Annotated in this window: 19 protein-coding genes; 10 read left to right on the top strand and 9 right to left on the bottom strand. The window is 71.0% G+C overall.

Features of this window, described 5'->3' with window-relative positions; all coding sequences use genetic code 11:
* Position 1 precedes the first annotated feature (1 nt).
* The 7 genes from BLT59_RS19315 (at position 2) to cysG (ending at position 11,729) form a co-directional block, all read left to right on the top strand.
* Positions 2-589, top strand: coding sequence for an ANTAR domain-containing response regulator (locus BLT59_RS19315; RefSeq protein WP_091783942.1), 588 nt, complete (start codon positions 2-4; stop codon positions 587-589).
* Positions 586-1,587 carry a CmpA/NrtA family ABC transporter substrate-binding protein gene (locus BLT59_RS19310; RefSeq protein WP_091783937.1) on the top strand — a complete coding sequence of 334 codons (1,002 nt, stop codon included), beginning with the start codon at positions 586-588 and terminating at the stop codon, positions 1,585-1,587. Before BLT59_RS19315 ends, BLT59_RS19310 begins: the two co-directional genes overlap by 4 nt.
* A 921-nt stretch (positions 1,588-2,508) precedes the next feature.
* Positions 2,509-3,777: an NAD(P)/FAD-dependent oxidoreductase gene (locus BLT59_RS19305; RefSeq protein WP_091783931.1), complete on the top strand. Its 1,269-nt coding sequence runs from the start codon at positions 2,509-2,511 to the stop codon at positions 3,775-3,777.
* Between the two features lie 10 nt (positions 3,778-3,787).
* Positions 3,788-5,605, top strand: coding sequence for a NirA family protein (locus BLT59_RS19300; protein WP_091783923.1), 1,818 nt, complete (start codon positions 3,788-3,790; stop codon positions 5,603-5,605).
* Positions 5,602-7,206, top strand: coding sequence for a sulfite reductase subunit alpha (locus tag BLT59_RS19295; RefSeq protein WP_091783920.1), 1,605 nt, complete (start codon positions 5,602-5,604; stop codon positions 7,204-7,206). Before BLT59_RS19300 ends, BLT59_RS19295 begins: the two co-directional genes overlap by 4 nt.
* A gap of 88 nt (positions 7,207-7,294) precedes the next feature.
* A complete protein-coding gene (locus tag BLT59_RS19290; protein WP_091783917.1) occupies positions 7,295-9,991 on the top strand; it encodes a nitrate reductase in 2,697 nt (898 codons plus the stop codon).
* A gap of 205 nt (positions 9,992-10,196) precedes the next feature.
* Positions 10,197-11,729, top strand: a complete 1,533-nt coding sequence (gene cysG, locus BLT59_RS19285; RefSeq protein ID WP_244514055.1) for a siroheme synthase CysG — start codon at positions 10,197-10,199, stop codon at positions 11,727-11,729.
* Between the two features lie 15 nt (positions 11,730-11,744).
* On the opposite strand, the gene nudC is transcribed toward cysG, so the two are convergent.
* From nudC to BLT59_RS19260, 5 genes are all read right to left on the bottom strand, one after another.
* Positions 11,745-12,647 (bottom strand): NAD(+) diphosphatase, encoded by a 903-nt coding sequence (gene nudC, locus BLT59_RS19280; RefSeq protein WP_091783914.1) that lies wholly within the window; start codon positions 12,645-12,647, stop codon positions 11,745-11,747.
* 7 nt (positions 12,648-12,654) lie between these two features.
* Complete coding sequence (locus BLT59_RS19275; protein WP_091783911.1) at positions 12,655-13,074, bottom strand: HIT domain-containing protein; 420 nt, start codon at positions 13,072-13,074, stop codon at positions 12,655-12,657.
* Positions 13,075-13,155: 81 nt separating this feature from the next.
* Positions 13,156-13,683 (bottom strand): hypothetical protein, encoded by a 528-nt coding sequence (locus tag BLT59_RS19270; RefSeq protein ID WP_244514054.1) that lies wholly within the window; start codon positions 13,681-13,683, stop codon positions 13,156-13,158.
* A gap of 186 nt (positions 13,684-13,869) precedes the next feature.
* Positions 13,870-14,733, bottom strand: coding sequence for a universal stress protein (locus tag BLT59_RS19265; RefSeq protein WP_091783908.1), 864 nt, complete (start codon positions 14,731-14,733; stop codon positions 13,870-13,872).
* 81 nt (positions 14,734-14,814) lie between these two features.
* Positions 14,815-15,909 carry an acyltransferase family protein gene (locus BLT59_RS19260; RefSeq protein WP_091783905.1) on the bottom strand — a complete coding sequence of 365 codons (1,095 nt, stop codon included), beginning with the start codon at positions 15,907-15,909 and terminating at the stop codon, positions 14,815-14,817.
* Positions 15,910-16,195: 286 nt separating this feature from the next.
* Between BLT59_RS19260 and BLT59_RS19255 the strand changes: the two genes are divergently transcribed.
* Positions 16,196-16,897: a DUF4142 domain-containing protein gene (locus BLT59_RS19255; RefSeq protein ID WP_091783901.1), complete on the top strand. Its 702-nt coding sequence runs from the start codon at positions 16,196-16,198 to the stop codon at positions 16,895-16,897.
* A gap of 261 nt (positions 16,898-17,158) precedes the next feature.
* On the opposite strand, the gene BLT59_RS19250 is transcribed toward BLT59_RS19255, so the two are convergent.
* The 3 genes from BLT59_RS19250 to BLT59_RS19240 all read right to left on the bottom strand — a co-directional run bounded on the left by BLT59_RS19250 (position 17,159) and on the right by BLT59_RS19240 (position 19,229).
* The gene (locus BLT59_RS19250) at positions 17,159-17,824 is read right to left on the bottom strand and encodes a carbonic anhydrase (protein ID WP_091783898.1); all 666 of its coding nucleotides are present in this window, start codon (positions 17,822-17,824) and stop codon (positions 17,159-17,161) included.
* Positions 17,825-17,868: 44 nt separating this feature from the next.
* Positions 17,869-18,384 (bottom strand): NUDIX hydrolase, encoded by a 516-nt coding sequence (locus BLT59_RS19245; RefSeq protein WP_091783895.1) that lies wholly within the window; start codon positions 18,382-18,384, stop codon positions 17,869-17,871.
* Between the two features lie 101 nt (positions 18,385-18,485).
* Complete coding sequence (locus BLT59_RS19240; protein WP_091783892.1) at positions 18,486-19,229, bottom strand: DUF429 domain-containing protein; 744 nt, start codon at positions 19,227-19,229, stop codon at positions 18,486-18,488.
* A 106-nt stretch (positions 19,230-19,335) separates the two neighbouring features.
* Here BLT59_RS19240 and BLT59_RS19235 point away from each other — a divergent pair, with 106 nt between their 5' ends.
* Together BLT59_RS19235 and dut are read left to right on the top strand one after the other, a co-directional pair.
* Complete coding sequence (locus tag BLT59_RS19235) at positions 19,336-20,217, top strand: HpcH/HpaI aldolase/citrate lyase family protein (RefSeq protein ID WP_091783890.1); 882 nt, start codon at positions 19,336-19,338, stop codon at positions 20,215-20,217.
* Positions 20,214-20,684 carry a dUTP diphosphatase gene (gene dut / locus BLT59_RS19230; RefSeq protein ID WP_091783887.1) on the top strand — a complete coding sequence of 157 codons (471 nt, stop codon included), beginning with the start codon at positions 20,214-20,216 and terminating at the stop codon, positions 20,682-20,684. Before BLT59_RS19235 ends, dut begins: the two co-directional genes overlap by 4 nt.
* Before the next feature lie 6 nt (positions 20,685-20,690).
* On the opposite strand, the gene BLT59_RS19225 is transcribed toward dut, so the two are convergent.
* Positions 20,691-21,566 carry an ATP-binding protein gene (locus BLT59_RS19225; RefSeq protein ID WP_091783885.1) on the bottom strand — a complete coding sequence of 292 codons (876 nt, stop codon included), beginning with the start codon at positions 21,564-21,566 and terminating at the stop codon, positions 20,691-20,693.
* Positions 21,567-21,678: the final 112 nt, after the last annotated feature.

Here is a 21,678-nt window from a genome sequence, read left to right as displayed (position 1 = left end):
GATGACCGAAACCAATCTCACCGTCGCCGTGATCGATCCGAGCCGTGCCCGCGCGGCCATTCTCGAAGAGGGCCTGCGGGCCGCCGGGATCGGGCGCGTGGTCGTGATCCCCGACACCGCCGATCTCATGGAGCGCGTGGCCGCGCTGAAGCCCGACGTGGTGGTGATCCATCTGGAGAGCCCGAGCCGGGACATCCTCGAACAGATGTCGGGTGTCTCCCGGCAGGTCGAGCGGCCGGTGGCGATGTTCGTCGACCGGTCGGATTCGACCATGATGCAGGCCGCCGTCGATGCCGGGATCTCCGCCTACGTGGTGGACGGGCTAAGGGCCGAGCGAATCAAGTCGATCCTCGATATCGCGATCCTGCGCTTTAACGCCTTCGCGCGGCTCCAACGCGAGCTGACGGAGGCGCGGGGTGAACTCGCCGACCGCAAGCTGATCGAGCGGGCGAAGGGCATCCTGATGAATCTGAAGGGACTTTCCGAGGACGAGGCGTACAAGCAACTGCGCCGCAAGGCCATGAACGAGAAGCGCAAGATTGCCGACATCGCCCGGGCGATCGTCACCACCGCGGACCTGCTCGGATGAGGCTCCAGCTCGGTTACGTTCCGCTCTGCGATGCGGCGCCTCTGATCGCGGCCCACGAACTGGGCTTCGCCCGGGCCGAAGGGCTCGACCTCGACCTCACAGCCGAACCGTCCTGGGCGACGCTGCGCGACCGGCTGGCGCTGGGTTACCTCGACGCTGCGCACATGCTGGCACCTCTGGCGTTGGCAAGCCGGCTCGCCCTGTCCGGCCCCCCTTCGGATCTGGTCGTGCCGCTCCAGCTCAGCGCCAACGGCAACGCCGTCACCCTGTCTCGCAATCTCTGGAACGCGATGGCTCCGGACAGCGAGGCTCCGGCGGATGTCGCCCGTGCCTTCGCCGGCGTCGCCGAAGCGCGGCATCGCGCCGGCAGCACCGTCACCCTTGGCACCGTCCACCCCTTCTCGTGCCACAGCTATCAGCTGCGGCTGTTCGCCGAGGCGGGCGGGCTCGATCCGGCGGCGCTCCGGACGGTTGTGGTCCCGCCCCAACATTGCGTCGAGGCTCTGGCTCGCGGTCTCGTGGACGGATTCTGCGCAGGCGCGCCCTGGAACGATGTGGCGGCCGCGGCTGGCCATGGGCGGATCGCGGTGCAGGGGAGCGCCCTGGCGCCGGATGTGGTCGAGAAGGTTCTGGCCGTCTCGGCACGGCTCGACGACGCGATTCTGCCACTGGTGCGTGCGGTCGCGCGGGCGGGACGCTGGTGCGCCGATCCGGAAAACAGGACCGAGCTGATCCATCGCCTGGGCCGCCGGACTTATCTGGACCTCGATCCGGCCCTGATCGGCCGGGCCTTTCCCGGCGATCCGGACGCACCCGCCGGGACCGGCATGGGCCTTCGCCTCGGCGAGCCTGTCCAGGAGCCACGGGCGGAGCATGCCCGTTGGGTTCTGGAGCAGATGCACGCGTCGCAGCAGCTTCCCCCGCATCTGGACATCGCGGCAGCGATTGAGACCGTCTACAGACCGGATCTCTACCGTGCGGCGATCGCGGATCCTTGAGGTCGGCGACACTTCATGCCGTTCGTCACCAGCCCGCCGAAACGGCCCGAACGGTGGTGGAACGCCAGGCAGGCTCGCCCGTTGTGCCTCCGCCATGCCTGGATGTCGCAAACTCGAAACTGGATTGTCGATGTCGCATCCGCGTGGGCGGGTCGAACTTCGACGCTACGTGAACCGGGGCGGCCGGGTGCCACGCGCCTGCAACGACAACCGCCGGGCCGGGGCACATCCCGCCTGGTATTGGGCTCTGGTAGCAGGAGCGATGCCGACTTTGGGCCTCTTGGCGATGCTGTCGACGTTCCTCTAGCGAAGCGTGAAGTCAAACTTACGAATTCGTCCTACCAATTCGTCTTGTGTTTCCGAGAGCGGGTCAGTGTTTGTCCACGCCGACCGTCCGGCAACTACGTTGTGATCTACCGCTTTCCTGTAACGTTCAGCAGAATAATTGCTGAGTCAACCAACGGGACGCGCCTTCCATTGGGATCGCGCTGGTGTCCTGCCCGGCGCGCATCGGGGACCTGGGTCGTGATCGACCGAGTGTAGCCGCTGCGTCCTTCCTCTCCTCCTCCCCGACACATCGGGCATCGCCGCCCCTTACTGGCCACCTTGCCGGCGCGTGACCGGTTTTGTGCCGGCCCGCACAGTTTTTGTGCAGCGCCGCAACGCGTCAGCCTCGCGGCCTTGCTCGTAGCGGCGTCCACCAATCCGAGAGCATCCCCTGCCCCTCGCATCGCACGCGTCGGTTGGCACGGAACCTGCAATTCCTCCCTCGTCCGTCAATGGCGACGGACAGCGCCGTCAGCGAGGCCGCTGATCCGGTTCTCCCTGAGGCTGCAGCCTGCTGGGAGACGACCGGCAGCGGCTTTTTCGTGGGCGGTCCGCCAACGACCCTGCACTCGAGGTTCCAGACGCGATCGAGCGATGGCGATATCTCCCAAGGACACACGCGGACACGACGCGCGCGCCGGGTCGGGCCTGCCGCGCGAACGGCTCGTCGTCGTCGGCAACGGCATGGCCTCCCTGCGCTTCCTGGAGCGGCTGACGGAGGTTTCCCCGGGCCGCTTCGACATCACCTGCATCGGGGCCGAACCTACGGCCGCCTATAACCGGGTCCTGCTCTCCTCGCTGCTCGGCGGTGAGGTCGATGAGGCGGCCTGCGCCTTCCGCGGCCTCGACTGGTACGCGGATCACGGCATTCGCCTGATTACCGGCGCGCCGGTGACGCAGATCGACCGGGAGAACGGGCTCGTGATCGTGGGCGAGACCCACGTTCTGCCCTTCGACAAGCTGGTCCTCGCGGTCGGCTCCTTGCCGATCCGTCTGCCGAAGCCCGGCATGGACCTTCCGGGCGTCATCACCTTCCGCGACCTCGCCGACGTGGTGGCGATCCGCAAGGCGGCCGTGCAGCACGCCCGCGCCGTCGTCATCGGCGGCGGCCTCCTGGGCCTCGAGGCAGCGGTTGGGCTCGCCCGCCTCGGCGTCGAGACCACGCTGCTGCACGTCATGGACCGGCTGATGGAGCGCCAGCTCGACCACCACGCGGCCGGGCTGGTGAAGCGGGCCATGGAGGCGCGGGGCGTTCAGGTGATTCTCAAGGCCGACACCGATCGGATCGAGGGCGCGTCCCGCGTCGAGAGGCTTGTCCTGACGGACGGCACCGTGCTGCCGGCCGATCTCGTGGTGATGTCGGTGGGCGTGCGCCCGTCGGTGGCGCTGGCGAAGGAAGCGGGATTGACGATCGGCCGGGGCATCACGGTCGATGACCGGATGACGACGTCGGACGCGCGCATCTTCGCCCTGGGGGAATGCGCCGAGCACCGGGGCCAGATCTATGGCCTGGTGGAGCCGGCCTACGAGCACGCTGAGACGCTGGCCCGCCATCTCTCCGGTCAGCCAGCCGAGTACCGGGGTACGGCTTTGTCCACGAGCCTGAAGGTTTCGGGCTTGCCGGTCTTCTCGGCCGGGATCGTGGACACACCCGACGACGCCGAAGCGATCGTCCTCTCGGATCCCGGCGCCGGCCTCTACCGCAAGCTGCTGGTGCGCGAGGGTCGGCTGATCGGTGCGGTGTTCGTCGGCGACATTGCCGAGCAGGGCGCCTGCAAGGACCTGATCCGCTCCGGTGATCCGATCACGAATGTGGACGACTTGATGTTCGGGCGCGCCGCGCCCGAGCCGCTGGCTGCTTGAGGAGGCGCGGATGTCCCAGACCACCACCCAGACCGCCGCCGGCGCATTCGAGGCCGAGCAGAAGCGCTACCTCGAGGGCTTCGCCTCCGGCATTGCTGCCGTCCGCCTGACCGGTGGCCTCGCCTCGGGCGGGGCCGGGGCGGCCGCGCCGCCCGCCGAGCCTACGGGCCCGGATGCGATCCACATCAAGGCGCAGGACCGGACCGTCAAGGAGGGCGGCAAGCTCTGCGAGCAGGAGAAGTGGAAGCGCGCCGAGAACCCCTTCGACGGCCATAACCGCCTGATCCAGGAGGCCGCCGCCGGCAAGCAGCCGAAGCCCGAAGACAATTTCCGCTGGCGCTACCACGGCCTGTTCTGGGTCGCCCCAAACCAGGTCTCCTACATGTGCCGGCTGCGGATCCCGAACGGGATCCTGCACCATTGGCAGTTCGCGGGCGTCGCCGACCTCGCCGATGAACACGGCGGCGGCTACGTCCACGTGACGACCCGGGCGAACCTGCAGGTGCGGGAGATCAGCCCGGAGCACGCCCAGCCCTTCCTCGACGGGCTGACCGATATCGGCCTCACCGCCCGCGGCGCGGGCGCCGACAACATCCGCAACGTCACCGGCTCGTCGACCGCCGGCATCGATGCCCAGGAGCTGCTGGACACGCGCCCGCTCGCCAAGTCCTGGCACAACTGGATCCTCAACGACCGCTCGCTCTACGGCCTGCCGCGTAAGTTCAACGTCGCCTTCGACGGCAGCGGCGTCATGCCGACCCTGGAGGAGACCAACGATATCGGCTTCCAGGCGGTGGAGGTTCTCGAGGGCGCTACCGTGCCGCCGGGCATCTACATGCGCCTCGTCCTCGGCGGCATCTCGGGCCACCGGGACCTCGCCCGCGACACCGGGATCGTGCTGAAGCCGGAGGATTGCAACGCGGTCGCCGACGCGATCATCCGGGTGTTCATCGAGAACGGCGACCGGACCAACCGCAACAAGAGCCGGATGAAGTACGTCCTCGACGCCTGGGGCTTCGACAAGTACCTCGCCGCCGTCGAGGAGAAGCTCGGCCGCAAGCTCGACCGGGTCGCGCCGGAGCACGTGGCGCCGCGCAAGCCCACCGATCGGTTCGCCCATGTCGGCGTCCACGCCCAGAAGCAGCCCGGCCTCAACTGGATCGGCGTGGTCCTGCCGGTCGGCAAGATGACGAGCGATCAGGTGCGGGCGCTGGCCAAGATCGCCGCCGAGTGTGGCGACGGCCAGATCCGCCTGACCGTCTGGCAGAACTTCATCTTCTCCGGGGTGCCGGACGCGAAGGTCGCCGAGGTCGAGGCCCGGGTCGAGGCGCTGGGGCTCACCACTAGGGCTGCGGGCATCCGCTCCGGCCTCGTGGCCTGCACGGGCGCGAAGGGGTGCAAGTTCGCGGCCTCCGACACCAAGAGCCACGCCCTGATCATCGCCGACCACGTCGAGCGGGCCGTGCCGAACCTCGACGTCCCGGTGAACGTCCACCTCACCGGCTGCCACCACAGCTGCGCCCAGCACTACATCGGCGATATCGGGCTGATCGGCGCCAAGGTCGTCGTCTCGGAGGAGGGCGACACCGTCGAGGGCTACGACGTCGTGGTCGGCGGCGGCTTCGCCGAGAACCCGAAGATCGGCACCGAGATCTGGAAGGCCGTCAAAGCCGAGGATGCGCCCTCCCGCGTCGAGGCGCTGCTGCGCGCCTACCTCGCCCTCCGGCAGGGCCCCGAGGAGAGCTTCCAGGCCTTCACTAGCCGCACCGGCGCGGAGGCGCTCCGCGACGCCGCCGAGGACCAGCCTGCCCTGAGGGCCGCCGCATGACCCAGCACGTCTCGCCCCCCCTCGTCCTGATCCCCGAGACCGCGCCCTTCAACGAGGACCAGCGCGCTTGGCTGTCGGGCTACTTCGCGGCTCTGCTCGGCCCCGCCGTCGCGGGTGCCACGGCGCTGGCCTCCGGCGAGGCGCCGGCGACCGGCCCGAAGCTGGCCGACAACGACGACGCGCCCTGGCACGACCCCTCCGTGCCGATCGGCGAGCGGATGGAGATGGCCAAGGATCGCCCCGAGCCGCAGAAGCTGATGGCCGCCATGGCCCAGCAGGATTGCGGCCAGTGCGGCTACAACTGCGCCGACTACGCCAACGCGATCTTCCTCAAGAACGAGGCGCGCCTGAACCTTTGCCAGCCCGGCGGCAAAGAGACCCTGCGCATGCTCAAGAAGCTGGACGAGGAGTTCGGCGCCGCCGGCGGCGCCCCTGCCGCGCCGAGGGCGGAGGACGACGCCCCGAAGGCAGCGGCCGATCTCGGTCCGCTGGGCTATTGCCGCGAGAACCCGGTCGAGGCGCTGTTCCTGTCCCGCCGCCGCCTCAACGATCCGGGCGGCGAGAAGGAGACGTGGCACATCGAGATCGGCCTCGACGGCACGCCGATCCAGTACGAGGTCGGCGACTCCCTCGGCCTGTTCCCCGCCAACGCCCCGGCGCTGGTCGACGCCGTGATCGCGGAACTCGGCGCCCGACCCGAGCGGGTGATCGGCGACAGGACCCTGCGGGAGCACCTGCTGATCAACTACGCGCTGGGCGCCGCGCCCGACAACCTCTACCAGCTCCTGTCGCTGCTCACCTCGGGGCCGGCCCGCAAGAAGGCGCAGGCGCTCGCCTCCGGCGAGGATCCGGACGGCGATGCCGCCTATCTCGACGTGCTCGGCGCGCTGCACAAGTTCCCGGGCGCACGGCCCGACGCCGAGGTGTTTCTGGAGGCGCTCGACGAGTTGCAGCCGCGGCTCTACTCGATCTCATCCTCGCCCAAGATGGATGTCGGCCGCGTCTCGCTGACCGTGGATGCGGTGCGCTACAACCACCGCTCACGGCTGCGGCTCGGCGTCGCCTCGACCCATCTGGGCGAGCGCCTGCCCGAGCAGACCAAGGTGAAGGTCTACCTCCAGAAGGCGCACGGCTTCGGCCTGCCGGCCGACCTGTCGAAGGACGTGATCATGTGTGGCCCCGGCACCGGGATCGCGCCGTTCCGCGCCTTCCTGCGCGAGCGCGCTGCCACGCAGGCACCGGGCCGCAACTGGCTGTTCTACGGCCACCAGCGGCAGGCCTCGGACTTCTTCTACAAGGACGAGTTGAACCAGTTGAAGGACGACAAGGTGCTCACACGCCTGTCCCTGGCCTGGTCCCGGGACGGCAAGGAGAAGACCTACGTCCAGGACCGGATGCGCGAGAACGGCGCCGAGCTGTGGAAGTGGCTCGAGGGCGGCGCGCATTTCTACATCTGCGGCGATGCCAAGCGCATGGCCAAGGACGTCGAGCGGGCGATCATCGACGTGGCGGCGCAGTTCGGCGGCAAGAGCCCCGAGGACGCGGTGGCCTATCTCGCGGCTCTCAAGAAGGCCGGTCGGTATCAGGCCGACGTGTACTGAGCGCCGGGACCCCTCCCCGCAAGGGGAGGGGGGAAACGGCGGCGCGAAGCTTGCTCCCATCCGGGACGACCCTTCGAGGACTCGAGCTATGACCCAGCCAGTGGCGGCGCCGACGGTGCGGACCACCTGCCCCTATTGCGGGGTCGGGTGCGGCGTGCTCGCGACCCCGGACGGGCAGGGCGGCGCCACCATCGCGGGCGATTCCGAGCACCCGGCCAATTTCGGCCGCCTGTGCTCGAAGGGCTCGGCGCTGGGCGAGACCCTGTCGCTGGAGAACCGGCTGCTGCACCCGCAGGTCGACGGCGCCCAGGTCTCGTGGGACGCGGCCCTCGACACGGTCGCGAAGAAGCTCAGCGCGATCGCCGCGGAGCACGGGCCGGACGCGATCGCCTTCTACCTGTCGGGCCAGCTCCTCACCGAGGATTACTACGTCGCCAACAAGCTCGCGAAGGGCTTCATCGGCACGCCGCACGTGGACACCAACTCGCGGCTCTGCATGTCGAGCGCGGTCGCGGCCCACCGGCGGGCCTTCGGCTCCGACACGGTTCCGGGCTGCTACGAGGATCTCGACGAGGCCGACCTGATCGTGCTGGTCGGCTCCAACACCGCGTGGTGCCACCCGATCCTGTTCCGCCGCATGGCCGACGCCAAGGAGCGCCGCGGGACCAAATTCGTGGTGATCGACCCCCGCCGGACCCAGACCGCCCAGGAATCCGACCTGTTCCTCGGCATCCGGCCGGGCACTGACACCGCCCTGTTCTCGGGCCTGCTGGTCTACCTGTCCGACCACGGTTTTCGCGATCGCGCCTTCGTCGATGCCCACACGGCCGGCCTCGACGGCGCCCTCGACCGCGCCCGTCAGATCGCGCCGGATCTCGCGGCGGTCGCCGCCGTCACCGGCGTGCCGGAGGCCGACATCGCGGCCTTCTACGCCCTGTTCGCCGGCACGCGCCGGGTGGTCACGGCCTTCTCGCAGGGGGTGAACCAGTCGGCGCAGGGGACCGACAAGGGCAACAGCATCATCAACTGCCACCTGATCACCGGCCGCATCGGCGAGACCGGGATGGGCCCGTTCTCCCTGACCGGCCAGCCCAACGCCATGGGCGGGCGCGAGGTCGGCGGTCTGGCCAACATGCTGGCCGCCCACATGCACTTCACCCCGGAGGAGGTGGACCGGGTACGCCGCTACTGGGGTGCCCCGCGGATCATCACCGGCGAGGGCATGAAGGCGGTAGCGCTGTTCGAGGCGGTCAGCCGGGGCAAGATCAAGGCGCTCTGGGTGATGGGCACCAACCCGCTGGTCTCGATGCCGCGGGCCGATGCGATCCGCGAATCGCTCGCCGGACTCGACCTCTACGTGGTGTCCGAGGCGGTGGCGGATTCCGACACCGCCCGGGGCCGGGGTAGGACCACCGTGCTGCTGCCCGCCCAGGCCTGGGGCGAGAAGGACGGCACCGTCACCAATTCCGAGCGGCGGATCTCGCGCCAGCGCCGCTTCCTCACGAGCCCCGGCGAGGCGCGGCCCGACTGGGCGGCGCTGGCCGACGTCGGCCGCCGTCTCGGCCACGGAAGGGCCTTCGCGTTCGACTCCGCCGCCGCGATCTTCCGCGAGCATGCCGGGCTCTCGGCTTACGAGAACAACGGTACCCGCGACTTCGATCTCGGCGCACTCGCGGAGATCAGCGACGCCGCCTACGACGTGACCCTGCCGGTGCAGTGGCCCATCCCGAAGCGCTCCGGCTTCCGGGGTGCACCGCAGGGCAAGGCGCGGCTGTTCGGCGACGGCCGGTTCTACACCTTCGACCGGCGCGCCCGCTTCGTGGCGGTGCAGCCGCCGGGCCTCGCCCAGGAGGTCTCGGAGGCGTTCCCCTTCGTGCTCAACACCGGTCGGGTGCGTGACCACTGGCACACGATGACCCGCACCGGGAAGAGCCAGCGCCTGTCGGCGCACCGGGCCGTCCCGTTCGTGGAGGTCCACCCCGAAGACGTTGCCGCCCGGGGACTCGCCGACGGCGCCATCGCCCGGCTGACGACCGAGCACGGTGAGGCCGAGCTGGAGGTGATGGTGACCGACGCGGTGGCGCCGGGCAGCCTGTTCATGCCGATGCACTGGGGCAGCGCCTTCGCGTCGAAGGCCCGGGTCGGCGCGCTGGTGCGCGGCATGCCGGACCCGGTGTCCGGACAACCCGAGCTGAAAGCGGCACCGGCCTCCATCGCGCCGGTCGCCTACCGGGCCAGAGGCTTCCTGCTGACGCGCCGGCAGGTGGCGATGCCCGAGGGCTGGTGGTGGGCGCGCGCCGCGATCACCGGCGGATGGGGCGCGCAGTTCGCCACCGCCGACAGCTCCCGGGCGGTGGCGCTGATGGTGCGCGGCCTGATCCAAAGCGAGGCGCTGTCGGGCTGCGAGCTGGCGGAATATGCCGACCACGCCCGCGACCGCTACCGCTGCGCGGTCTACGACGGCGACCGCCTGGTCGCCTGCCTCGCCTACGCGCCCGCCGGGGAACGGCCGGGCTGGGAGGCCGCCAAGGCCCTGTTCGCCACCGAGGCGCCCGACGCCGCCGCGCGGCGGGCGCTGCTCTCGGGCCGCGCGGCCACCGCCTCGGCGGGGCCGGTGGTCTGCGCCTGCCACGGCGTCGGCGCCGACGTCATCGCCACGACCGTGGCCGGGGGCGCCACCTCCGTGGAGGCGGTGGGCGCCGCCTGCAAGGCCGGAACGAATTGCGGCTCGTGCATCCCTGAGATCCGCAAGATGCTGGCCGCGCAGACCGCCCGCGCCGCGTGATCTTCTGATACACTCGTCGGCGAGGACAGACCGGCCCGTCCTACCAGACCACCGCATCCTGAGGTGCGGGCGCGCAGCGGCCGCCTCGTAGGAGCCTCCAGCCGGCCGCGCGATCCCTGGAGCCCTCCTTCGAGGCTGCTGCGCAGCACCTCAGGATCAGGGGGCCTACGGGAGAGGCCGGTTCGAGACGATTCAGGACAGGCCCGTGACCGATACTCCCCTGCGCGCAGCCCGCGCGCCTCGCGAGACCAAGGCCGCCGGCCTCGAGCCGCTGGCGGTGCTGCCCGTCTTCGTGCCGCTGCGCGGCAAACGGGTGGTGCTGGCCGGCTCCTCCGGCGGCGCGCCCTGGAAGGTGAAGGTCCTCGCCGCGGCCGGCGCCCATGTCGACGTCTACGCCCCCGAGCCCAGCGAGGAGCTGCGCGCGGTGCCGGGCGAGATCGTCGACGGGCAGGTGGTCCTGCACGAACGGGCGTGGAGCCCGGACGATCTCTGGGGCGCTGCCTTCTGCATCGGCGCCATGGAGGACGAGGCCGAGTGTGTCGCCTTCGTGGCGGCCGCCCGCGGGGCCGGCGCCATCGTCAACGCGGTGGACCGACCGCATCTCTGCGACGTGAAGTTCGGCGCCATCGTCAACCGCTCGCCGCTCGTGGTCGGCATCTCGACCGAGGGCGCCGCCCCGGTTTTCGGCCAGACCGTGCGCGCGCGGATCGAGGCGATGCTGCCCCGCGGGTTCAGTCGATGGGTCGCGGCCGCCCGCGACTGGCGCGACGGCGTCACCGCCCGCTTCCACGGGTTCGCCGACCGACGCTTCTTCTGGGAGCGCTTCACCGACCGGGCCTTCGCGGAGCCGGACCGCGCGCCGTCCGGTACGGACCTCGCGGAACTGCTCGGTGAAACGGAAGCCGCCCCGAAAGGCGGCGCGGTGACTCTGGTCGGAGCTGGCCCGGGCGATGCGGAGCTTCTGACCCTCAAGGCGCTGCGGGCGCTCCGCAATGCCGACGTGATCCTGTACGACGACCTCGTCGCTCCCGAGATCCTGGACTACGCCCGCCGCGAGGCCCGCACCATGCTCGTGGGCAAGACCGGCCACGGCCCGTCCTGCCGTCAGGACGACATCAACGCGCTGATGGTCCAGCTCGCGCGCTCGGGAAAGCAGGTGGTGCGGCTGAAATCCGGCGACCCGCTGGTCTTCGGCCGGGCGGGCGAGGAGATCGAGGCCTGCCGGGCGGCCGGCATCCCTGTCAGCGTGGTGCCCGGCGTCTCCGCCGCGCAAGGCGCAGCGGCCAGCCTCGGCCTGTCCCTTACCCATCGCGACGCCGCGCGCCGGCTCCAGTTCGTCACGGGTCACGACCGCCGCGGCGCCCTCCCGGACGATCTGAACTGGGGCGCGCTCGCCGATCCGAGCGTCACGACGGTGGTCTACATGCCCAAGCGCACCTTGCGGGCGCTGCTGGCGCGGGCGGTGGAAGAAGGGCTGGCGCCATCGACCCCGGCGCTCCTCGTGTTCAACGCCACGCGGCCGAACCAGCAGGCCCTGCGCGGCACGGCCGCCGATCTGGCTGACCGGATCGAGGCGGCGGGGACCGACGGACCGGCGCTGCTGATGGTGGGCGAAGCCTTTTCCGAGATGCGGGGCGCTCTCCCGGTTCAGGCGGAGCAGAACGGCTCCGGTCCGTTCGGGCTGAACGACATCGACCCCACGGACAATCCGAGCCGGAGCGCCGGCAAGCCCGGCTAGCCGAGCCGCTCGGGATCAGGTCTCGCCGGCCACGAAGGCGCGCATCAGGTAGTTGGCGATCGCCATGGGCGGCGGGGCCTGGATCCCTTCCGGATGCGCACCCGCCAGCATGGCCGCGACGTCGGTCCGGGTGAACCAGCGGGCATCCTCCAGCTCGCTCGGATCGGTCACAATCGCAGCGTCGAGGCCCTCGGCGGCGCAGCCGAGCATCAGCGAGGACGGGAACGGCCAGGGCTGCGACGTCCGGTAGGTGACCGCGCCGACGCGGATCCGCGTCTCCTCGAACACCTCGCGGCGGACCGCGTCCTCGATAGTCTCGCCGGGCTCCAGGAAGCCCGCGAGGCAGGAATACATGTGCGGCCGGAAATGCGGCCCGCGGCCGAGCAGGCAGGTGTCGCCCCGGCGCACCAGCATGATCACCACCGGGTCGACCCGGGGGAAATGGTGGGCGCTGCAGCTCGGGCATTCGCGCCGAAAGCCGCCGGCCCTTGCCACGGTGGCGGTACCGCAATTGGCGCAGAAGCCGTGGCGGGCGTGCCAGTCGAGCATCGACTTGGCCACGGCGAGAAGGCCGAGCTCCTCAGCCTCCACGGCGGATTCGGTGGCGATCGACCGGAGGTCGAGGGTGCGGGTCGGCGCGGCGGCGAAGCGCTCCGCCGCTTCGGCGGGCGCGGCGGCGGCGAAGACGGGCCGCCCGTCCCGGTGCCCGAGGAAGATGCGCGTTCCGCCTTCGAGGCCGACGGCCTCCGCAGGGGCGATCAGCGCGGTCTCTCCGCGCAGCACGATCCGGTCGCCACAGATCAGAACGAGGCGGGCTTCGGCGGTGTCGAAGGCGGGCACCGACTCCTCGGGCTGCTCGGCCGAGTGGCGTACCAGGCAGTTGCGGACGAAGCCGAGGGTGTCGCGTGGATCGGTCATGCCAAGGTCAGGCCGCGGAGAAGAGGGCGCCGGCGCGCTCGAGGAGCTGGGCGCGGGCGTGGAGCGGGTAGGGCTTGCGGGTCTCGAATCCCCAGACCGGCCCCGGCCAGGCGGGATCCGAGCGGAAGCGGCCCACGATGTGGACGTGGAGCTGGGACACCACATTGCCGAGAGCGCCGAGATTTACCTTGTCGGGCTTGGACAGGGCCTGCATCACCCCCGTGGCGAGATGGATCTCCTGCCAGAGCGTGGCAGCATCGCCCTCGGAGAGGTCGGTGATCTCGGTGAGGCCGGGGCGGCGCGGCACCAGGATCAGCCACGGGAACCGGGCATCGTCCATCAGCAGCACGCGGCACAGGGCGAGGTCGCCCACTTCGGCCGTGTCGGCCGCGAGGCGGGGATCGAGGGTAAAGGCTGGCTCGGTCATCGCCGACCGATGTAGCGCAGCTTCCGCTTCGGCGCGCGAATTTGCTGCGCCGTCGGTGACACAGCGTCCCGGCCGGCCGGGTCAGAGCCCCGGCACGACGCCCTGGCGACCCACCGCGATCGTCCCGGCCTCCAGCCCGCCGTCGGTGCCGGAGCGCGCAAAGATCGTCACGGCGGCGCCGGGCTGGAGCATCGCCTTCTCGCCGGGGGAGAGCTGAGTCACCGGCGTGTCCTCGGGAATCGCGAAGGAGGATTGGCCGCCCCCGTAGGCGAGCGTCAGCCGCATCGGCGTCCCCCGCTGCAGGTCAGCGACCCAGCCGGCGGTCAGGCTCGCGCCCTGCGCCGTGTCCCAGGGCTGGCTGCCCGCCTCGAAGCCGCGTTCAGAAGGCGAGTACAGCGTCACCGCGGCCGCCTGCCGCGGCTCGGAGCCGGGTGCGCCGAGGACGCTGACGTAGCTCTCCGGCTTGATACCCCGGAGGCTGGCGCCGTTGACTGCGTAGATCCGGGTGCGCGGGCTCATCCGCACGGCGAGGGTGCTGCCGCTGGCGCGGCGGACGTCTAGGCGCTCCGAGTCGGCCCTGACCACGATTCCCCGGAACCGGACCGTCATCGGCTCGGCTCGTGCGCAGGGAACGGCTGCGATCGCCAGAAGGCCAGCGAGGAAGAGACGTCTCACGGGGCTCGTCACGGGGCTCCTTTCCAGGCGGCGCGCCATCCAGATGCGGGAGCCGAACGCCAAGGACGGGCGCCGGTTCCCGGTGCGTCCCAGGATGCAATCGGTTCGGTCGCGCTCCGCTCAATGCGCCATCAGCACCGGCATGTCGGCATAGGCGAGAACATGGCTGGTGACGCCGCCGAATATCATCTGGCGCAGGCGGCTCTGGGTGTAGGCGCCCTTGATCAGCAGGTCGCAGCCGAAGGCCTTCGCCTCCACCAGGAAAGTCTCGCCGGGCACCCGCCGGCCGGCCGGCAGGGCCCGATGCGACGCGTCCACACCCTCGCAGGCCAGGGCCTGAGCGAGATCCTGGGCAGTCGGGCCCGGCACCATGCCGCCTTCGACGCTGAGCACCAGCACCCGCTCGGCCCGTCGCAGGAACGGCATCGCGAACGCCACCGCCCGGGCCGTCTCGGTGGATCCGTTCCAGGCGATGACCACCGCGTCCCCGAGGCTCGTGGGCGCGGTGGGCGGCGCCAGCAGGATGGGCCGGCCGCTCTCGAACAGGGCCGTCTCGAAGGTGGTCATGCGCGGGGCGTTATCGGTCGTGCCTGGACGTCCGACCACCGTCGCCGAGAACAGCCGCGCGTACTGGCCCAGGAATGCGTCCCCCGTGGGTACGTCCTGCCGCCAGCGGTAGCGTGGGCCGGCATCCGGCACGCGGTCCGGTATGCAGAGCCCGTCGCGGGCATGCCGCGGAATGCCGGCCCCATCCATGAAGGCGACGAAGCGGCCGCCCGCTTCCTCGGCCTCGGCCCGGTCGGCCTCCTCGTCACGCAGCCAGGTCATGCCGCCGACCATGTCGACGGGCACGTACTCGGCAAGCGCAGGGCGCAGGGACACGCCCTCGATCAGACTGCCGAAGCGCGTCGCCGCCAGCCGCGTCGTCTCGAAGACGGAGGGCAGGGCGTCGTGCATCGCGACGGGTACGAGCAGGGTCTTCATGCTGGCCTCCTCCTCGGGCCCGCGAGGCTAATCCGACCGGCCGCCCTGTGGAACCGGGGTCGACGCGGCACGCACACGGTTTTACGGCGCGCCCGGATCGAGCCGCTTCCGGAGGGCGCGGGTGAGGGGCCGTTCGACGCGGCGGTGGATCGCCAGCGACGCCGCGACGCTGACCGCGAGCATCAGCGTCATGCTGCCCCAGGGATGCAGGGCAGGGGCCAGGCCGAACCGGAGCAGCCCCTCGCGCACGAGGCGCAGCGCGAATGGATGCACGAGGTAGAGGGCATAGGACGCGTCGCCGAGCCCGACGAGGCCGCGCATGGGGGATGGCAGCCGAGCGACCTGCGCGACGTCGCGGGCCGGCCCGAGGGCGGCGGCCACCAGCAGGACGGCCGGCCCTCCGACGAGGAGCGGGCGCAGGCCCCCGTCGGCCTCGCCGAGGCCCGCGAGCACCCGCGCCGCCAGGACCAGCCCGAGCACGCCCAGGATCGCGAGTGCGATGCGCACGGGCAGGGCCGGCCGGAACCCTGCGCGATAGGCGAGGGCGAGTCCGGCGCCGGCGGCGAATTCGAGCACGATCGGATCCGACCAGAAGCGCAGAGGCACCGGCAGGCCCGGCACGAGGGCGCCGACGGCCACGAGGACGGTCAGGGTCCCGCACAGCCAGGCGACGGCGCCGCGCCGGCCGAGGCCGAGGCCCGCGGCGAAAAGTACGTAGAAGAGCGCCTCGTAGTTCAGGGTCCAGCCGAGGCCGTAGAGCGGCTGGATGGTGCCGTCGGGCCGGGCCGCCGGCCAGAACAGGAAGCTCGCGACGAGGGCGGAGGGATCGCGCGCCAGCGCTGCCGCCTCCCCGAGCAGATCCGGCCGCGTCAGGGCGAGGGCGAGGTAGAGCAGGCTCACCAGCCAGTAGAGAGGCACAACGCGGGCAACCCGGTGGGCGAGGAAGCGGACATGCGCGCCCGGCCGCCCGGCCAGCCGGCCACCGGCATGGACGATGACGAAGCCGGATATGACGAAGAACAGATCGACCCCGCCCCACCAGGGCAGGAGGGTCGCGGAATCAAGGGTCGGGCCGGCTCCCCGACCGGCCATCAGCCCAGCCTCGTGCCGCGCGTGGTGCCACGCCACCATGAGGGCGGCGGCGCCGCGCAGGATCTGAACCGCGGCGAAGGTCACGGGACGCTCGCATGCCTCAACGGCCGCGCCGCAGTGAGCCTGCACCGGCCGCGGCCGAAGCCCGGCCGGATGGCCGTCAGCAAGCCCGGTCGGCGGCCCGCACGCGGGAGCGGCTCCAGTCGGGCACGACGGTGTCCGGGGCAAAAACGGCAGGAACCATAAGCCCATACCCTCGTTGACGCACCAATCCGCGAACGTTCCGGCGCCAAGTGTGTCGCCAAGCCTTCCGTGCTGCGCATGCGGCGCCTTTCCGCAGTTCGCGAGTCCATTTCGAACAGAGGTCCCGATGCTGAAGAACTACGCTGCCGCGTCCGCGCTCGTCCTGGCGCTGTCGACCCCGGCCCTGGCTCAGAGCGCCAACGACTTCCGTCTGCAGTCGATGCAGGCGAACGCCTTCGAAATCCAGTCGTCTCAGATTGCCTTGTCCAAGTCGCGCAACCCGAAGATCCGCTCCTACGCCCAGGAAGCGATCCGTGACCACCGCGCCGCCAACGTGGCCCTGGCCGGCGGCCAGATGAACGGCGTTGCGGGCGATCCCGGCCTCGGCGGTCTGGTCACGGCGCCGATCGCGGTGGCCGGCAGCGCTGTGGGCGCCGGCGTCGGTGCGGCGACCGGCGTGGTCGGCGGCACGCTGGCGGGCGGCCCGGTTGGCGGTCTTGAGGGCGCAGGTACCGGCGCGGCGCGCGGCGCCGCCGCGGGCGCCCAGATCGGCCGGGGCGACGTGGGGGCCACGGGTGCTTCGACGATCGTGCCGCCGACCCCCGAGCAGCAGGCGATGCTGGCCGAGCTGGCGGCAACCCCGCCCGGTCCGCGCTTCGACCGCCTGTATGCCAACCAGCAGATCCAGGCGCATCAGATGAGCATCGCGATGACCCAGGCCTACGCCCAGGGCGGCCCGAACCCAGCGCTGCGCAACTATGCCCAGCAGGCCCTGCCGGCCCTGGAGATGCACTACGCCCACGCCCAGCGTCTCCCGGGCGCGATGTAAGGCGGAACGCACTCGCGACCCGGCCTCGGCCGGGTCGAACGGAGGGCGGCGGGCGCGAGCCCGCCGCCTTTGTCGTTTGGAAGTCCCAGCCGCGGCACGCCGGGCTGACGCAGCGGGCGGTGCGTGACGCGGTCCCTCCGCGGACAGTCCGGACCCGTGGGTCCGGACGGAACGGGCGGAGCGCGTCACGGGAACCGGTCGGAGACCGGACTCCCGCAGGACCGCAGGCCCGTCCCGCGCTTCAGCGACGGCCCCGTGCGCTCACTCGCACGCGATGGCGGCGACGGAGCGGACGGCCTGGCCGGTCGTGTCGATTGGCGGTTTGAACGCGCCGGTCTCCGGGTCGCGCACCAAGAGGGAGCCGCTGGCCACGCCGAAATGTGCCCCATGGATCTCCAGGCGGCCATCATCGACCCGCTCCTTCACGAACGGGAAAGTGAGCAGGTTCTCCATGCTCTGGACGACCACGGCGTGTTCCAGCTTGGTCAGGTAGTCCGGCGCGCCGGGATCACCGGCCTTGCCCTCGGCCTGCCCTACGAGCGAGACCCACTTGCCGATGAAGTCGCCGGGCGAGAGCGGCTTGGCCTTGTTGGCGTAGGCCTTGATGCCGCCGCAGGTGGCATGGCCGAGCACGACGATATGCTTCACTTCCAAGGCCTGGACGGCGAATTCCAGGGCCGCCGAGGTGCCGTGATACTGCCCGTCGGGCTGGTAGACCGGCACGAGATTGGCGACGTTGCGGATCGTGAACAGCTCGCCCGGGCCGGCATTGAAGATCGCGCTGGGGGAGACCCGACTGTCGCAGCAGCTGATGACCAAGATCTCCGGGTTCTGACTGGACGCAAGCTGCGCGAAGCGCCGGCGCTCGGTCGGGAAGCGATCGAGGAGAAAGGACCGGTAGCCTTCGGTCAGGTAGACGGGGAACATAAAGTCGTCTCCAGTTGAACAATTCCGCGACAGCGGGAGTGAACTCAAAGTTCTCGCCAAGCAAGAACGCGCGGCTCGGCCGGAATAGTCCCTCGCGCGAGATCCAACGCGAGATCGGCCAGACCGGCCGGCTCGAAATGCTCGCCGCTGGCGCGCAGCTCGTCGATCGGCCACCAGCGCGTCCCGATCAGCGGGTTGTCCTCGGTCTCGGCAAGGCGGCTGGTGTCGACCCGGTCGTCGGGCAGGCGGACGAGGAAGTAGCGCTCCCGGGCGTCCCGCGCCTGCCGGAACAGGTGGAACGGGCCGTCACAGGCGGCGACCTGCGGGCCGATCACGACATCGCCACGGCCGATCTCTTCCTCCAGCTCCCGGCGGCAGGCGGTGACATGATCTTCGCCAGGCTCAAGGCCGCCGCCAGGCATGAACCAGAACCGGAGCGGCTTCCCGTCCGGCCCTTTGGCATGGACCGAGGTGTAGGCGATGAGCAGGATCCGATCCTGCGGATCGAGGACGATCGCGCGGGCGATGTGACGGACGGGCAGGGGATTCGCGGCGCTCATGCAGCGAGAGTTAGAGCGCGTCCCGTAGACGGACACCGGCCGCGTTCGCGACAGCGTGCAAAACAGCACGCTGGGGCAGATGCCGCGCCCGGTGCCCCGGCTCAGGGAGGCCTGCGCAAGGCCGGCGCCCAGATTACGACAGGAAGCCCGAAGGCGTCCTGCTCCGGCGGGTCCGGCAGCGGCACGGCCAGCCCGAGGCTGATGTCGCGGGCCACCACCAGGGCGGCCAGCGCGTCGAGATGATCGTCCTCCGGAATGCCCTTCACCCGGGCCTCGATCAGCGCGTCCGGCAGACCCGCCGCCAAGAGGAGCGCCCGCCGGAGGTCCAAGCCCTCCCGGGCGCGCTTACCCTTCTTCGGCAGGCCGAGCGGCCGGCCGCCGTTGAGGGCATGAAAGGCCACCTCGGGATGGACTTCGTACACCCGTGCACGCACCTCCGGGCGCTGCCGCAGGAGCGTGTCGACCGCGCGGACGTAGCGGAAGATGTTGTAGCCCTGGATCGAGGGTGCGAAGGGCGGGTCGCTCGCATCCCGCGAGGCCGCCTTCGCGGCCGCGTAGTCGGAGGCGTAGACGGCGCGCCGCGGCGGCATCGGAAACACCGACGACCGCGCCGGCCCGAGCCGGACGCGCGCCGCCCGATCGGCGGCCCGACCGCCGCCGGTGATCCGGTCGGGCAAGCCGATCGGCACGTCGATCCCGACGATGCCGGGCCGCTCCGGCGAATCGAGGAGCGCGGCAACGTCCCGGAACAGGGCGCAGCGGTATCGGTCGGGATCGTCGAGGTCGAGGAGTGAGCCCGCCCAGGATCCGCGGCAGCCGTCCAGTCCCGCGATCCAGCGCGCCATATCGATTCTCGCTGTCGTTCCGCATGCGCGACCCGCGTTCTTGCCGGGATGCGCGGGGAAAGCTATCCGCGTCGCCATGGGGCGCCGCCGGCCCGGGAGAAGCGTGATGAGCGAGATCCGTCCCCGTCGCAGCGTTCTGGCGATGCCGGGCTCCAACGCCCGGGCACTTGAAAAGGCGCGGTCGCTGCCCGCCGACGTGATCCTGATCGACCTCGAGGACGGCACCGCTCCCGCCGTGAAGGCGGCAGCCCGCACCCAGGTCGCCGCCGCGGTGGCCGCGCGCGGCTTCGGCCAGCGCGAGATCGTGGTCCGGATCAACTCGCCCGAGACCGAGGACGGCGAGGCCGATCTCGTCGCGCTCGCGCCGGCCGCCCCGGACGCGATCCTGGTGCCGAAGGTCCGCACATCCGACACGTTGATCGCCGTGGGCTCACGCCTGCGCCGGCTCGGGGCGCCCCTGGCGACGCGGGTCTGGGCGATGATCGAGACGCCGATGGCAGTGGTCAACGCCGCCGAGATCGCCGGCGCGGCCCGGGACGTGGACGGGCGGCTCGGCGCCCTGGTAATCGGCCCGAACGACTTGCTGAAGGCATCCCGGATCCGGCCGCCGGGTCGGGCCGCCCTGATCCCCTGGCTGATGACCGTGCTGGCCGCCGCCCGGGCCTACGAGATCGAGGCGATCGACGGCGTCTTCACCGACCTTAACGACGCGGACGGGCTCGAGGCCGAATGCGCGCAGGGGCGCGACCTCGGCTTCGACGGCAAGATGCTGATCCACCCGAGCCAGATCGGCGCTGCCAACGCGGCCTTCGGGCCGGATGCCGACGAGATCGCGCGGGCGCGCCGGTTGATGGACGTCTTCGACGCGCCGGAGAACCGTGAGCGCGGGGTCGTCGCGGTGGATGGGAAGATGGTCGAGCGCCTCCATGTCGAGGCCGCCCGGCGGACGCTCGCCATGGCCGCGGCGATCGCGCGGCTCGGCGCGTGAGCGGCCTTCCCGAGGTCGGCCTGCGGCTGCTCGATCCGCGACTGACCGGCTGGGGCTTTCCGCGCTGGGGGACCGCCGCATCGGCAGGCCTCGACCTGTACGCCTGTCTCGACGCGCCGCTGATCCTGCCGCCGCGGGCCCAGCCGGCCCTCATTCCGGCGGGCTTCAGCGTGCTGATCCGCGACCCCGACTGGTGCGGGCTGATCTTCCCCCGCTCGGGGCGCGGCCACCGCGAGGGCCTCGTGCTCGGCAACGGCACCGGCGTCATCGATGCGGATTACGAGGGCCCGCTGATGATCTCCGCCTGGAACCGCAGCGACGCGGAACCGGTCCAGATCGCGCCGGGCGAGCGGATCGCGCAGCTCGTCTTCACGCGGATCACCCGGCCGGTGCTGACGGTCCTTGAAGGCGCGCCCGGCCCCGGCTCAAAGCGAGGCGCAGGGGGATTCGGGTCGAGCGGGCGCTAGACCTCGTCAGTCCAGCGTCTTGCCGAGCCGCCCGGCCAGATCCTGGATGAACTGGAAGGCGGTGCGGCCCGAGCGTGAGCCGCGCGTCGTGGCCCATTCGAGGGATTCGGCGCGCAGCTGCTCCTGCGGGACATCCAGGCGATAGCGGTCCGCATAGGCGCGGATCATCGCCAGGTACTCGTCCTGGCTGCACTTGTGGAATCCGAGCCAGAGGCCGAACCGGTCCGAGAGCGAGACCTTCTCCTCCACAGCCTCGCCGGGATTGATCGCAGTGGAGCGCTCGTTCTCCATCATGTCGCGGGCGAGGAGATGCCGGCGGTTGGAGGTGGCGTAGAATAGCACATTGCCGGGCCGCCCCTCGATACCGCCGTCGAGGGCGGTCTTGAGCGACTTGTACGAGGTATCGTCGGCGTCGAAGGAGAGGTCGTCGCAGTAGACCAGCCAGCGATGCGGGTCGGGGCGCAGCAGAGCCATCAGGTCCGGCAGGGCCTCAATGTCCTCGCGGTGGATCTCCACGAGCTTCATCGGCAGGCTGCCGGCGGGGCGGCGGGCATTGATCTCGGCATGCGCCGCCTTGACCAGCGACGACTTGCCCATGCCGCGGGCGCCCCACAGCAGGGCGTTGTTGGCCGGCAGGCCGCGGGCGAAGCGCTCGGTGTTCTCCACCAGGGTGTCGCGCGCGCGGTCGATGCCGGTGAGCAGGCCCATCTCCACCCGCGCCACCTGCGGCACCGGGGTCAGCCGGCGCTCGGGCCCCCACAGGAAGGCGTCAGCGGCATTGGGGTCGAAGGCCGGCGGGGCGGCGGGCGCGGCCCGCTCCAGCGCGGTGGCGATGCGCTCCAGGAGGGGCATCAAGGTATCGAGGGTCGCGGGGCTCGTCATCGGATCGGGGGGTTCGCATGCAGGTCGGTCAGGCGGCCGGTTCTACGGGGAAGATCAGGGGAAAGCATCCGTAACCGGATGCATGGCGCGGACCTTCCGAACGCGAACCCGG

Origin of the sequence: Methylobacterium sp. UNC378MF (assembly GCF_900103195.1) — a bacterium.
GTDB lineage: Bacteria > Pseudomonadota > Alphaproteobacteria > Rhizobiales > Beijerinckiaceae > Methylobacterium.
The sequence above is the reverse complement of the archived record's forward strand: the minus strand, read 5'-3'. Positions and strand labels throughout refer to the sequence as shown.